Origin of the sequence: Streptomyces sp. NBC_01635, assembly GCF_045209715.1 — a bacterium.
In the GTDB taxonomy this organism is placed as follows: domain Bacteria; phylum Actinomycetota; class Actinomycetes; order Streptomycetales; family Streptomycetaceae; genus Streptomyces; species Streptomyces hirsutus.
Genome location: NZ_CP109277.1, coordinates 3,423,113 through 3,435,798, shown reverse-complemented (window position 1 = coordinate 3,435,798; position 12,686 = coordinate 3,423,113). Strand labels below are relative to the sequence as shown.

Sequence of the window (12,686 nt, the reverse complement as noted above, 5' to 3'; positions counted from 1 at the left end):
TCCTGCCCGATTTCGGGCAGGAGTGCGAGGGTGTGGAGGTGTGAAGGCCGCCAGGCGGGTGTGCGGCCGGGTGGGCGGTCGGGTACCCGACCGGTTTACATGCGTTTCAGGACCGCCTGCTTGGCCTGGGTGAACTCCTCGTCCGTCAGGATCCCGGCGCGGTGGAGTTCGCCCAGCTCGCGCAGCCGGCGCAGCAGCGCGTCGTGGTCGTCCTCGCGGGCGGGGGCGGCGCCCGCGCCCGGGGCCGCCCCCGGCAGGGCCGGGGGTTCGCTCCCGGCGAGGGCCGAGGCGGCGGGATGGGGCAGACGGGCCTGGACGGCGGCGGCGACGAGCGCCATCAGGGGGTCCTTCTTGAAGCCCCACAGCTCCACCGCGTTGGGGTCGTACTTCGCCGGGGTCTTGGCGGGCGCGTGGCGCACGACGAAACGCAGATGGCCGTTCTCCAGCCCGGCCGACGGCTGCCACTCCACGGCGGTGATCTCGGCCAGCGCGAGGACGCGGGTGCCGGCGGCGGACTTGGAATCCTCCGTCTTCCAGTTCCACTCCAGGCGGATCTGCTCCCCGTCGAAACTCGCCGCACCGTCCCCGGCGGCGACCGACAGCGGCACGGACGGGCCGGGCAGCAGATACCCGGAGACCGGGTCGGACGGTATCCGGTCCAGCAGCAGGGCGTTGCGGACCTCGTCCGTGAAGTACTCGGCGACGCCGTACCGGTCGGACTCCACGATCAGCTGGTACGGGTCGTGCGGCTCGGTGAGCCGGCCGCCGGCCGCCTGGAGCAGCGGGTCGGCGCCCTCGCGCAGCCTCAGCCTGAGCCGCCCCGTCCTGCGGCCCTGCTCGAACGAGACGCCCGCCAACGCCTTCAGGGGGACCGTCAGCTCGCCCAGCGTCCGGCGGAGCAGCCCGACGCTCTTGTCCCGGCCGGGCGTCAGTCGCAGGGTGTCCCCGTCGAAGACCCAGGTGCCGTCCTTCTGGATGATTTCCGCCATGGGGTGATTGTTTCACCGGGTCTGCGGGAGAGTGGTCTGTACCTTGTCGGTTCCTTTGTGGAGCCGTGGAGTTGAGAGCTGACGAGAGGGGAGCGCGTGTGAGACGGTGACGACGGCACCACCGAACGACTCCCCGTACGACCCGGTTGCTCGGGTCCCTGCTGCTGGTCATGGCGGCCGGGGCCACCACCGTGGGCGCGGCCACGCACGACTGGGACGGCTACCGGTCCCGGCTCGCGGCCCAGGCCCCCCGCTGGGACGTGCTCGGCATGGACCACTACCGCTCCCCGCAGGTGCCCCGGCCCGCAGGGGCGATGAGCCGCTGACCGGACGAGCGACGGGCACCCCCAGGACCGTACTGCGGGGTGCCCGTCCGTTCGGGGGTCAGAACCCGGCGAGGGGGTTCTTCAGGGTGCCGACCAGCTGGAGCGCGCCGGACGGGTCCGTGAGGTCGACCATCTGCCGGTTGTCGCGCAGCTGGAGCCGGTTGAGGCAGGACAGCGCGAACTCGGGGGCGAACATGTCGTACTGGGCGAATTTCTCGCCGAGTTCGGGCACCGACGCCTGGTACTCGCGGGTGATCTCCGCGACCGTCCGCCAGAAGTCGTCCTCGGTGAGGACGCCCTCGGTGGCGAGGTCGGCGGCCAGGAAGCGGAAGAAGCAGTCGAAGACGTCCGTGAAGATCGACAGCAGCTTCTTGTCCTCCGGCACCTCCATGCGGATGCGGGAGACCTCCGGCGGCAGCACCGCGTCCGGGTCCATCACCGCGATCTCCTCGGCGATGTCCTTGTAGACCGCGCGCCGCACCACCCCGTCCTCGAGGACGAGGATCACGTTCTCGCCGTGCGGCATGTACACCAGGTCATAGGCGTAGAAACTGTGCAGCAGCGGCGTGTAGTAGGCGCGCAGGTAGTGCCGCAGCCACTCCGCCGGCGTCAGGCCGGACCGCGCGATCAGCGCGCCCGCGAAGGACGTCCCCTCGTGGTCCACATGGAGCAGCGAGGCCATCGTGACGAGGGACTCGCCCTCCCGCAGCGATGCCACCGGGCTCTCCCGCCACAGCGCGGCCAGCATCTTGCGGTACGGCGAGTAGCGGTCGGTGGCCTTCTCGTACTCCAGGTGCCGGTAGCCGACCGCGGCCCGCTCCCGGATGATCGTCAGCCCGGTCGACCGCAGCACCGGGTCGTTCTCGATGAGCTGGGCCAGCCAGTCGTTGATCGCCGGGGTGGCCACCATGTACGCGGCCGAAAGCCCGCGCATGAAGCCCATGTTGAGGACGGACAGGGCCGTCTTCACATAGTGCTTCCGCGGGTTCGACCGGTTGAAGAAGGTGCGGATGGACTGCTGGGCCAGGTACTCGTCGTCGCCCTCGCCCAGGCACACCAGGTGGCGGCGGGCGACCTCGGCGGCGAAGGTGACGCTGAGCTTGTTCCACCACTGCCAGGGATGGACGGGGATGAACAGGTAGTCGGCCGGGTCGAGCCCCTGCTCGGTGAGGGTCCGGCGGAAGCGCTCGACGGTGTCCCCGCCCAGCTCCTGCCGCAGGAACGACTCGTACTCGATGCCGATGCCGGCGGTGAACGCCGCCCGGGAGCGGTGCGCGGCCAGCCACACCAGCCGCACCGGGTTCGCCGTCTCCGGCGCGTAGGCCCGGTACTCGTGGACGCCGAAGCCGAGGCGCCCGTTGTTGGCGACGAAGCAGGGGTGGCCCTCGGTCATGCCGGTCTCGACGGCCTGGAAACCGGCGTCCACCAGCTCGGCCGAGGTGACGGCGGGCTTGGCCAGCTTGTAGCAGGTGCCGGAGAGGGTGGAGGAGATCTCCTCCAGGTACACCGGCAGGACCGCGTCGCTCAGCCCCAGCGACTTCTGCAGCTCGATGAAGAAGTCCAGGGCGGCGAGCGGGAGTTCGCCGCCGTCGCGGTGCCGGGTGATGGATGCGGCGGCGACCTGCCAGTGGTCCAGGGCGCGGCGGACGGCGGTGAAGCGGTACTCGGTCAGCCCGTCGTCGCTGCGCACGACGTACGCGTCCGCGCCCGTTCCCGCTCCTGTGCCCGGGTCCGTGCCCGGGGTCGCGCCGTCCTCTCCCTCGCGCTTCGGGGCGGGCGCCGGTGCGATCAGCCGCTCGTGGGCGAACTCGGCGAGCGCCTTGCGGATCAGCAGGCGGTCGGCCGTCTCCCAGCGCTCGGGGGTCAGATGGTCCACGGCGCCGGTGAGGCTCACGTCGGCGGGGTTCATAGGTCCACCCCCGTGGCCGCGGTGAACTGTTCACGGGTGCAGAAGCTCAGCAACGCCTTCTTCTCCGGTTTGTCGATCTCGCGTACGGGAACGAAGCCCACGGCCTCGTTCAGGGCCTGGACCGCCTTGTTGGACACGTCCGGTTCGACGACGACCCGCAGGGCCGCCGGGTCGTCGAAGACGTGCGCGAGGACGGCGGTGATCACGGCCCGGGTGAAGCCGTGCACCGGGGTGCCGGTCGGCGCGACCAGGAAGTGCATGCCGACGTCCCCGGGCTCCGGCTCGTACAGCCCGGTCAGCTCGCGGTGGACGGGGTCGTACGTCTCCATCAGGAAGGCGGGCACTCCGTCGTGCAGGCCCAGCAGGGCGTGGTGGTGCTCGTCGGCCGCGATCCGCAGGTACTCGCGCTCGACGTCCTCCGGTTTCGCGTCCTGCATCATCCAGAAGGCCGCCTTGGGGTGGGTGACCCAGGAGTACAGCAGTGCGGCGTCCTCCGGCGGGTCGAGCGGGCGGACACCGAAGGTGCCCAGCGCGGTCCGCAGGCCGGTGCCGGTGGTGCTCATACGGTGAACTCCTGGAAGGCGATGGACTTCTCGACGGGGTAGTACTCGGTGCCGAGCAGCTCGCGGATGATGCAGCTGTTGCGGTACGGGCCCATGCCCAGGTCGGGGCTGGTGACGCTGTGCGTGTGGACGCCCGCGTTCTGCAGGAACACGCCCCGGCCGGTCACGTCGATGGAGTAGTTGCGGGCCACGTCGAACCGGCCGTGGCCGTCGAAGCGGATACGGCCGCGGACCGGGTCGAGGAAGGCCGGCGGCTCGTAGTGGTAGCCGGTGGCCAGCACCAGGCCCTCGGTGCGGATCTCGTAGTCCTTGTCCTGCTCGTCCTGGTGGAAGCCGAGCGTGTACGTGCCGTCCTGGTGGTGCGCCCCGGTCAGGGTGGAGTTGCCGATCAGCCGGGTGGGGACGGGACGGCCGCCGCTGCCGACGTTCTTCTGGTACAGCAGGTCGAAGATCGCGTCGATCAGCTCCGAGTTGATGCCCTTGAACAGACCCTTCTGCTCCTTCTCCAGCCGGTAGCGGGTCTCTTCGGGCAGTGCCCGGAAGTAGTCGATGTAGTCCGGGGACGTCATCTCCAGGGTCAGCTTGGTGTACTCCAGCGGGAAGAACCGCGGGGAGCGCGTGACCCAGTTGAGCTGGTAGCCGTGGGCGTCGATCTCGGAGAGCAGTTCGTAGTAGATCTCGGCGGCGCTCTGCCCGCTGCCGACGATCGTGATCGACTTCTTCTCCCGCAGCTCCGCCTTGCGGTGCATGTACTGCGAGGTGTGGAACAGGCCGCCTTCCAGGCCCCGGCACACCTCGGGCACGAACGGCACGGTCCCGGTCCCGAGCACCAGCCGCCGGGCGCGGTAGGTGACGTCCTCCCGCGTCCGTACGGCGTACAGTTCCTCCGCCTCGTCGTACGTCACCTCGGTGACGGTGGTGGAGAAGCGGATGCTGCTCAGCCGCGCGGCGGCCCAGCGGCAGTAGTCGTCGTACTCGACGCGCAGCGGATAGAAGTTCTCGCGGATGTAGAACGGGTACAGCCGGCCCTTCTCCTTCAGGTAGTTGAGGAAGGAGTACGGGGAGGTCGGGTCGGCGAGGGTGACCAGGTCCGACATGAACGGCGTCTGGAGGTGGGCGCCGTCGAGGAACATCCCGGCGTGCCACTCGAAGTCCGGCTTGGACTCCAGGAAGACGCCGCTGAGTTCATCGATGGGCTCGGTGAGGCAGGCGAGGCCGAGGTTGAAGGGGCCCAGTCCGATACCGACGAAGTCGTAGGTGGTGTCCGGGGCTTCAGGATGCGCGCTCAAGGGACTCTCCCAGGTACTGCTCGGCGTGGCCGGCGATCAGGTCGAGGACGGCGGTGATGTCGGCCGTCGTGGTTTCGGGGTTCAGCAGGGTGAACTTCAGGTAGTGGCGCCCCGCGACCTTGGTGCCCGCGACGACCGCGTCACCGGAGGCGAACAGGGCCTTGCGGGCGTAGAGGTTGGCGCGGTCGATGCTCGCGGGGTCGGTGACCGCGGCCGGGACGTACCGGAAGACGAGCGTGGACAGCGACGGCTCGACGACCACGTCGAAGCGCGGGTCGGCGGCCAGCAGCCGCCAGCCGTCCCGGGCCAGGTCGCAGACCTCGTCGAAGAGCCGGCCGATGCCGTCGGCGCCCATCACGCGCAGGGTCATCCACAGTTTCAGCGCGTCGAAACGGCGGGTGGTCTGCAGGGACTTGTCCACCTGGTTGGGGATGCGCTCGGTCACCATGCGGCGCGGGTTGAGGTACTCCGCGTGGTAGGTGGCGTGCCGCAGCGTGGCCGCGTCCCGGACCAGTACGGCGGACGAACTCACCGGCTGGAAGAAGGACTTGTGGTAGTCGACGGTGACCGAGTCCGCGTGCTCGATGCCGTCGATGCGGTCCCGGTGCTTCAGCGAGGCGAGGAGTCCGCAGCCGTAGGCGGCGTCCACGTGCATCCAGACGCCGTACTGCGCGCACAGCTCGGCGATCTCGGGCAGCGGGTCGATGGAGCCGAAGTCGGTGCTGCCGGCGGTGGCGACGACGGCCATGGGGACCTGGCCGTCCTCGGCGCAGCGCGCCAGTTCGCGGGCGAGGGCCACGGTCTGCATCCGCTGGTCGTGGTCGACGGGGATCGACACCACGGCGTCCGGTCCGAGGCCGAGCAGTTTCGCGGACTTCTGCACGCTGAAGTGGCTGACCTCGGAGGTGAGGATGCGCAGGGCGGCGAGATCGCGGGTCTTCGCCTCCTCGCGGGCCAGCAGCAGGGCCTGGAGGTTGGACTGGGTGCCGCCGGAGGTGAACACCCCGTCGGCGGCGGCGCCGAGACCGATCCGGGCGGCGGTCCAGTCGATCAGTTTGCGTTCGATGAGGGTGCCGCCGGCCGACTGGTCCCAGGTGTCCAGGGAGGAGTTGACGGCGGAGAGCACGGCCTCGCCGAGCACGGCCGGGATGACGACCGGGCAGTTGAGGTGGGCGAGGTAGCGGGGGTGGTGGAAGTAGACCGCGTCCCGGAGGTAGACGTCCTCCAGTTCGTCCAGCGCCGCAGTGGTGTCGTGCAGCGGCCGGTCGAGATCGATCCGCTCGATGACGGGGGCGAGGGCGTCGACCGTGACGCCGGTGAACGGACGTTCTGTGGTGGCGAGTTTGGCTGCCACCCGCTCGACTCCTTCGGTCACGGAGCGGCGATAGTGCTCCGCGGTGGTGTCGTTGAGCAGGTGCGAGCGCATGTGGGGGCCTCCGGTGGGGACGGTCCGGTGCGGGGAGTGAGCGGGCACGCCGCGGTGCGGCCCGTTTTTACTTAGGTGAGCCTAACCTAAGCGGTCGCGTTTTATTCCTGCTGCCGCCGTGACCGTCCTCACTCCCTGGCGAGGTGTGAAAAGGGCTCAAGTGGAGTCGCCGCCAACGCTGTTGGCGCGGCTGCCCCTCCGTCAGGCCGCGGCGCCGGTAGCCCCGCAGGCGACGCGGCGGTGGTCGGGGCCGCACTCGTCGGCGACGTCACGAAGTCGATGCCGACCTCGGTGGTGCGGCCCGTCGGACCGGAACGCGTGCAAGCCGGCCCCGCTGAAGGTCACCGGGCCAGGGACGGACCGAGCCGCCTCGTTCCGGCGGCCTGGGGGAAGGGGAAGCGGAACGGGGCGGCTGCGGAAGTGGTCACGGACGGCTCCGGTGACGGGGGGGAGGGGGGAGGGCGGAAGGGGTCAGCTGACCTTCTTGGCCTTCTCGATGGCCTCGGCGAGCGCCTCGATCTGCGGGACGCACTTGTCGTAGGACAGGATCGGCTCGGCGGAACGGCCGATGACCTGACCGGCCTTGACCGCCGGCAGCTTCTTCCAGGTCGCCTCGGTGATGTCGGCGGGCTGCGTGGCCGAGGAGCGGTCGTCCATGATGATGAGGTCGGCCCGGTGCTTGTCGACGTTCTCCCAGCTCAGGCTCTCGAACCAGCCGCCGGTGGGCTCCTTGGCCTTCTCGGTCGGCTCGACGAAGTTCACGCCGAGGGCCTTGTAGTACTCCAGGTCGACCGAGAGGTTGGTGCCGGAGACGTAGAACAGCTCCGGGCTCGCGGAGCCGGCCATCACCTTGATGTCGGGGTTGGCCTTGGCGGCCTTGCGCAGCCGCTCGGAGGCCTCCTCGAAGCGCTTCTTCGCGTCGGTGACCTTGGCGGCCTTCATGTCGCCGCCCAGCGACTCGGCCAGCTCCCACATGCGCTCCAGCGACGCGGTCAGCTGGCGGTCGTAGACGGACACGGCGACGCTCGGGGCGAGCTTGGCGATCTTGTCCTTGGACGCCTCGGGGACGTACCAGAGGGTGCCGGCGTCGTCGAACGTGGTGGAGATGAGGAGCTCGGGGGCGAGGGTCGCGTACTTCTCGACGTTGAACTGGTCCCAGACGTTGCCGAGGACGGTCACCTTGCTGACGTCCATGTCGCCGGCCTGGACGTCGGCCTTGCCGTCCTTGGTCTTCGTCGGGCCGAAGACGCCCTTGACCTGGACGCCGTAGTCGTGGAGCGCGGCGGCGGCACCGGTGAAGGCGACGATGTTCGCGGGCACCTTGTCCAGCTTCACCGTCGTGCCGCGGTCGTCCTTGAAGGACCAGGGGCCGGACGGCCCCTCGGCAGCCGCCGACGAGTCCGAGCCGCCGTTCTTGGCGTCGCCGTCCCCGCAGGCCGCGAGCACGGCACCGAGTCCGAGGGCGCCACCGGCGGCGAGGATGCCGCGACGGGAGAAGCGGGCGGTTCTGGCGTTCGACATGGGCGGGTCTGCTTTCGTGCGTACGGAGCCGTGGGATGCGGACTTGCGGAGCCTCGGATCCGAGGCAGGGCTTAGGGTAGCCTAACCTCATGGTATGTCCAGAGGGAGCCTGGATTTCCTCCCCGCCGGAACAGCGGCGACGCCCGTTCCCTAGGGTGATTCCCCTCAAGGGCAAGGGGGTTGGGTGTGCAACCGCTCAAGCGATGGGGTGCTCCGCTGGCCGTCAACCTGATCCTCGGGGTCGTGGCCGTAGTGCCGCTGTGGCTGTCGATGATGTTCGTCGTGAGCTACCCCCTGGCCGGGCTGGGCCTCGCCTCCAGGGAACCCACGGACAACGACGGCGTGCTCCCCTGGATGACGATCCTGATTCTGGTGTGGGCGGTCTTCCTCGCCCTGTGGATCCCGCTGAACCAATGGGCCCGCCCGGAGTGCTGCGCCCGGCGGCGCTACTGGGCGACGAGCGCGGGACTCGTCCCGGTGCCGATGACGGTGCTGGTGGTCCTGTCCTTCCTGTTCGACGGGTGAGGCGGCGGGCGGGCCGGGGTCGCCGACCCGCCCGCCGCCTGGGCCGTCAACCCGCCGGCAGCCCCAACTCGCGGGCGATCAGCATGCGCTGGACCTCGCTCGTGCCCTCGCCGATCTCCAGGATCTTGGAGTCGCGCCACATGCGGGCCACCGGATACTCGTTCATGAAGCCGTACCCGCCGTGGATCTGGGTGGCGTCACGGGCGTTGTCCACCGCGACCGTGGACGAGTACAGCTTGGCCAGCGCCGCCTCCTTCTTGAACGGCTCCCCGGCGACCAGCCGGCAGGCCGCGTCCCGCCATGCCAGACGCGAGGTGTGGGCCTTCATCTCCATGTCCGCGATCTTGAACTGGATGGCCTGGTTGGCGCCGATCGGCCGCCCGAAGGCATGCCGCTCCTTGGCGTACTTCACCGACTCGTCCACACAGCCCTGCGCGAGTCCCGTGCCCAGCGCCGCGATGGCGATGCGGCCCTCGTCGAGGATGCGCAGGAACTGGGCGTAGCCACGGCCCTCTTCGCCCAGGAGGTTGGCGGCCGGGACCCGGACGTCCTGGAAGGACAGCTCCCGCGTGTCCGACGCGTTCCAGCCGACCTTCGAGTACGGGGCCGCCACCGTGAACCCCGGGGTGCCCGACGGGACGATGATCGACGAGATCAGCGGCCCGCCGTCCGGCTTCCGCCCGGTCACGGCCGTCACCGTGACCAGGCCCGTGATGTCCGTGCCCGAGTTGGTGATGAAGCACTTCGTGCCGTTGATCACCCATTCGTCCGTCGCCTCGTCCAGCCGGGCCGTGGTGCGGGTCGCGCCCGCGTCACTGCCGCCGTCCGGCTCGGTCAGCCCGAACGCGCCCAGGATCTCGCCCGCACAGAGCCGGGGCAGCCACTCGCGCTTCTGCTCCTCCGTGCCGAAGAGGTGGACCGGCATCGCGCCCAGCGAGACCCCGGCCTCCAGGGTGATGGCCACCGAGGAGTCCACCCGGGCCAGTTCCTCCAGGGCCACGCCCAGCGCGAAGTAGTCGCCGCCCATCCCGCCGTATTCCTCCGGGAACGGCAGGCCGAACAGCCCCATGCGGCCCATCTCGCGGACGATCTCGTACGGGAACTCGTGCCGCTCGTAGAAGTCGCCGATCTTCGGCGCCACGACGTCGTGGGCGAACTCCTCGACCGTACGGCGGAGTTCTTCCAGTTCGGGGGAGAGCTTGTGGTCCATGGTCGTTCACTGCTCCTGGTGGGAGAGGGCTCGGACGGTGCGGGACGGGCTGGGTCGGCCCAGGTGGGCGGCCATCCAGACGCTTGTGGCGACCAGACGGCCGAGGTCGATCCCGGTCTCGATGCCGAGGCCCCGCAGCATCCATACGAGGTCCTCGGTGGCGAGGTTGCCGGTGGCGGACTTCGCGTACGGGCAGCCGCCCAGGCCGCCCGCGGACGCGTCGACCGTGGCGACACCGTGCCGGAGCGCGGTCAGCGTGTTGGACAGGGCCTGGCCGTAGGTGTCGTGGAAGTGCACGCCCAGGGCGGACACGGGCACACCGGCGTCCGTCAGCGCGGTGATCAGGGCACTCACCTGGCCCGGTGTGGCCACCCCGATCGTGTCGCCCAGGCTCAGCTCGTCGCAGCCCATGTCCAGCAGGGCCCGGCAGACCCTCACCACCTGGGCCACGGGGACGGCGCCCTCCCAGGGGTCGCCGAAGCACATCGACAGATAGCCCCGGACGTGGACGTCCTCCGCTTTCGCCCGGGTCACCACCGGCTCGAACATGGCCAGTGCCTCGTCCACCGTGCGGTTGAGGTTGGCCTGGGCGAAGGACTCCGTGGCGCTGGCGAACACCGCGACCCGGCGGGCACCGAGGGTCAGTGCGCGCTCCAGGCCCCGTGCGTTGGGCACCAGCACCGGCAGCTCGACGGGCAGGTCGCTCACCTGCGGAAACAGCTGCTCCGCATCCGCCAGTTGAGGGACCCACCGGGGATGGACGAAGCTCGTCGCCTCGATGGTGGTCAGGCCCGTCGCGGCCAGGCGGCGGATGAACTCCGCCTTCACCACCGCCGGGACGACGGCCTTCTCGTTCTGCAGGCCGTCGCGCGCCCCCACCTCGTGGATCCGCACGCGCGCGGGCAGGCCTTCGGCCGGTACGGCCATGGGCAGGCCCAGTTCCGAGGCGTTCATGCCGTCTCCTCCTCCGTGGCCGCGGGCGCGATCACGGCCAGCACCTGGTCCATGGCGACCGTCGTGCCCGGGGCCACGTCGAGTTCGGTGACCGTGCCGGCGTGCGGGGCGGAGATGACGTGCTCCATCTTCATCGCCTCCACCACCAGCAGGCTCTGGCCGGCCGCCACCTCGTCGCCGACGGCGGCCTTCACCACCGTCACCGTGCCGGGCATCGGCGCGGTCAGCGAGTCGGCGCCCGCCCGGCCCGCGCCGGTCAGGGACGCGGCGACCGGATCGTGGTCCCGCACGTGCCAGGCGTCGCCGTCGCGGCCGAGCCAGTCGGCGGCGCGGTGGAAGGTGTGCCGGACACCGTCCAGCGTCACCGACACCCGGTCCTCGGTGACGGTGTGGGAGCCGCGCGGGGTGTACTCCACCGGGTCGGTGACCCGCAGGTGGAACGCCACCGGCTTCGGCGTACCCCCCAGGCGCCAGCCGCTCGGCACCGAGAACGGGTCCGTCCAGCCGTCGCCGCGCGGGCGCAGCGCGTCCAGCCGGACGGCCGCCGCCGCCTCGTACACCTCCTCCGGCACGCCGGCGGCGACCAGGCCGTCCGCCTCGCGCTCCACCAGCCCCGTGTCCAGGTCGCCGCTCACCACCGCCGGGTGCGCGAGCAGCCGCCGCAGGAACCCGGCGTTGGTCGGCACGCCCAGCGTGACCGTCTCCGCGAGCGCCGCCCGGAGCCTGCGCAGCGCACTCGCCCGGTCGGGGCCGTACGCGATCACCTTGGACAGCATCGGGTCGTAGAGGCTGCCGACCTCCGTGCCCTCGCTGAGCCCGGAGTCGGTGCGCACGCCCTCGCCCCGGGGTTCGCGCAGCCGCAGCACCGTGCCGCCGGAGGGGAGGAAGCCCCGTGCGGGGTCCTCGGCGCAGATACGGGCCTCCACCGCGTGGCCGGTGAGCCGGACGTCCTCCTGCGCGAAGCCGAGCCGCTCGCCGGCCGCGGCCCGCAGCTGCCACTCCACCAGGTCGAGGCCGGTGATCAGCTCGGTGACCGGGTGCTCCACCTGGAGGCGGGTGTTCATCTCCATGAAGTAGTACGACGAGGGGTCGCCGCCCGGCACGATGAACTCCACCGTGCCCGCGCCCCGGTAGCCGCACGAGCGGGCCGCCTGGACCGCCGCCTCGCCCATCGCGGCCCGGGTCGCCCCGTCCAGCAGGACGCTGGGCGCCTCCTCGATGATCTTCTGGTGGCGGCGCTGGAGGGAGCACTCGCGCTCGCCGAGGTGGACGACGCCCCCGTGGCCGTCGGCCAGCACCTGGATCTCGATGTGCCGGGGGCGGTCGATCCACCGCTCGACGAGCAGCGTGTCGTCCCCGAAGGAGGCGCGGGCCTCGCGCCGGGCGGCGGCGATCTCCTCGGCCAGCCGCTCCGGGTCCCGCACCAGCCGCATGCCCTTGCCGCCGCCGCCCGCGGACGGCTTCAGCAGCACCGGCATGCCGATCTCACGGGCCGCGTCGGCGAGCTGCCCGTCCGTCAGGCCGCTGCCGCTGGAGCCGGGCACGACCGGGACCCCGGCCGCCCGCACCGTCTCCTTCGCGCGGATCTTGTCGCCCATCAGCGCGATCGCGTCCGCCGGGGGCCCGATGAACACCAGCCCCGCCTCGGCGCACGCCCGCGCGAACCCGGCGTTCTCGGCGAGGAAGCCGTAGCCGGGGTGGACCGCCTGCGCACCGGTGCGGGCGGCGGCCTCCAGCAGCCGCTCCACCGACAGATAGCTCTCCGCGGCCGGTGCCGGTCCGATCCGGACCGCCGTGTCGGCCTCGCGGACGTGCCGGGCGTCGGCGTCCGCGTCGGAGAAGACGGCCACCGAGCGCACGCCCATCGACCGCAGGGTGCGGATGACCCGGACGGCGATCTCGCCCCGGTTCGCCACCAGCACCGTCTCGAACATCTGACCTGACATGGTCTGAGCCGCCATCCTCTGAGGTCCC

11 protein-coding genes are annotated in these 12,686 nt (G+C 70.9%); 2 read left to right on the top strand and 9 right to left on the bottom strand.

From position 1 onward, the window contains the following. Nucleotides 1–95 precede the first annotated feature (95 nt). A complete protein-coding gene (locus OHB56_RS16110) occupies nt 96–989 on the bottom strand; it encodes a DUF4429 domain-containing protein (RefSeq protein WP_406354022.1) in 894 nt (297 codons plus the stop codon). 146 nt (nt 990–1,135) lie between these two features. Here OHB56_RS16110 and OHB56_RS16105 point away from each other — a divergent pair, with 146 nt between their 5' ends. Beyond that, nucleotides 1,136–1,315 carry a hypothetical protein gene (locus OHB56_RS16105; protein WP_406359323.1) on the top strand — a complete coding sequence of 60 codons (180 nt, stop codon included), beginning with the start codon at nt 1,136–1,138 and terminating at the stop codon, nt 1,313–1,315. Between the two features lie 58 nt (nt 1,316–1,373). Here the strand turns inward: OHB56_RS16105 and OHB56_RS16100 are convergent, their stop codons facing one another. From OHB56_RS16100 to OHB56_RS16080, 5 genes are all read right to left on the bottom strand, one after another. Then, nucleotides 1,374–3,209 carry an IucA/IucC family protein gene (locus OHB56_RS16100; protein ID WP_406359092.1) on the bottom strand — a complete coding sequence of 612 codons (1,836 nt, stop codon included), beginning with the start codon at nt 3,207–3,209 and terminating at the stop codon, nt 1,374–1,376. A gap of 11 nt (nt 3,210–3,220) precedes the next feature. Continuing rightward, nucleotides 3,221–3,787 (bottom strand): GNAT family N-acetyltransferase, encoded by a 567-nt coding sequence (locus tag OHB56_RS16095; RefSeq protein WP_406354020.1) that lies wholly within the window; start codon nt 3,785–3,787, stop codon nt 3,221–3,223. After that, nucleotides 3,784–5,076 (bottom strand): lysine N(6)-hydroxylase/L-ornithine N(5)-oxygenase family protein, encoded by a 1,293-nt coding sequence (locus OHB56_RS16090; RefSeq protein ID WP_406354018.1) that lies wholly within the window; start codon nt 5,074–5,076, stop codon nt 3,784–3,786. Before OHB56_RS16090 ends, OHB56_RS16095 begins: the two co-directional genes overlap by 4 nt. After that, a complete protein-coding gene (gene desA / locus OHB56_RS16085) occupies nt 5,060–6,502 on the bottom strand; it encodes a lysine decarboxylase DesA (RefSeq protein ID WP_326752892.1) in 1,443 nt (480 codons plus the stop codon). Before desA ends, OHB56_RS16090 begins: the two co-directional genes overlap by 17 nt. Before the next feature lie 471 nt (nt 6,503–6,973). Further along, complete coding sequence (locus OHB56_RS16080; RefSeq protein WP_406354016.1) at nt 6,974–8,023, bottom strand: ABC transporter substrate-binding protein; 1,050 nt, start codon at nt 8,021–8,023, stop codon at nt 6,974–6,976. Between the two features lie 186 nt (nt 8,024–8,209). Here OHB56_RS16080 and OHB56_RS16075 point away from each other — a divergent pair, with 186 nt between their 5' ends. Then, nucleotides 8,210–8,548 (top strand): hypothetical protein, encoded by a 339-nt coding sequence (locus OHB56_RS16075; protein ID WP_406354014.1) that lies wholly within the window; start codon nt 8,210–8,212, stop codon nt 8,546–8,548. 46 nt (nt 8,549–8,594) lie between these two features. On the opposite strand, the gene OHB56_RS16070 is transcribed toward OHB56_RS16075, so the two are convergent. From OHB56_RS16070 to OHB56_RS16060, 3 genes are read right to left on the bottom strand one after another with little or no spacing between them, the layout of a single operon-like run. Next, nucleotides 8,595–9,758, bottom strand: a complete 1,164-nt coding sequence (locus OHB56_RS16070) for an acyl-CoA dehydrogenase family protein (RefSeq protein ID WP_326752889.1) — start codon at nt 9,756–9,758, stop codon at nt 8,595–8,597. 6 nt (nt 9,759–9,764) lie between these two features. Continuing rightward, nucleotides 9,765–10,712, bottom strand: coding sequence for a hydroxymethylglutaryl-CoA lyase (locus tag OHB56_RS16065; protein WP_326752888.1), 948 nt, complete (start codon nt 10,710–10,712; stop codon nt 9,765–9,767). Then, a complete protein-coding gene (locus tag OHB56_RS16060) occupies nt 10,709–12,646 on the bottom strand; it encodes an acetyl/propionyl/methylcrotonyl-CoA carboxylase subunit alpha (protein ID WP_406359090.1) in 1,938 nt (645 codons plus the stop codon). The genes OHB56_RS16065 and OHB56_RS16060 overlap by 4 nt, the downstream gene beginning before the upstream one ends. Nucleotides 12,647–12,686 lie beyond the last annotated feature (40 nt).

Coding starts and splice junctions, on each gene's coding strand:
- desA (WP_326752892.1), bottom strand. CDS start 6,502: ATGCGCTCGCACCTGCTCAACGACACCACCGCGGAGCACTATCGCCGC.
- OHB56_RS16095 (WP_406354020.1), bottom strand. CDS start 3,787: ATGAGCACCACCGGCACCGGCCTGCGGACCGCGCTGGGCACCTTCGGT.
- OHB56_RS16080 (WP_406354016.1), bottom strand. CDS start 8,023: ATGTCGAACGCCAGAACCGCCCGCTTCTCCCGTCGCGGCATCCTCGCC.
- OHB56_RS16065 (WP_326752888.1), bottom strand. CDS start 10,712: ATGAACGCCTCGGAACTGGGCCTGCCCATGGCCGTACCGGCCGAAGGC.
- OHB56_RS16110 (WP_406354022.1), bottom strand. CDS start 989: ATGGCGGAAATCATCCAGAAGGACGGCACCTGGGTCTTCGACGGGGAC.
- OHB56_RS16070 (WP_326752889.1), bottom strand. CDS start 9,758: ATGGACCACAAGCTCTCCCCCGAACTGGAAGAACTCCGCCGTACGGTC.
- OHB56_RS16060 (WP_406359090.1), bottom strand. CDS start 12,646: ATGTTCGAGACGGTGCTGGTGGCGAACCGGGGCGAGATCGCCGTCCGG.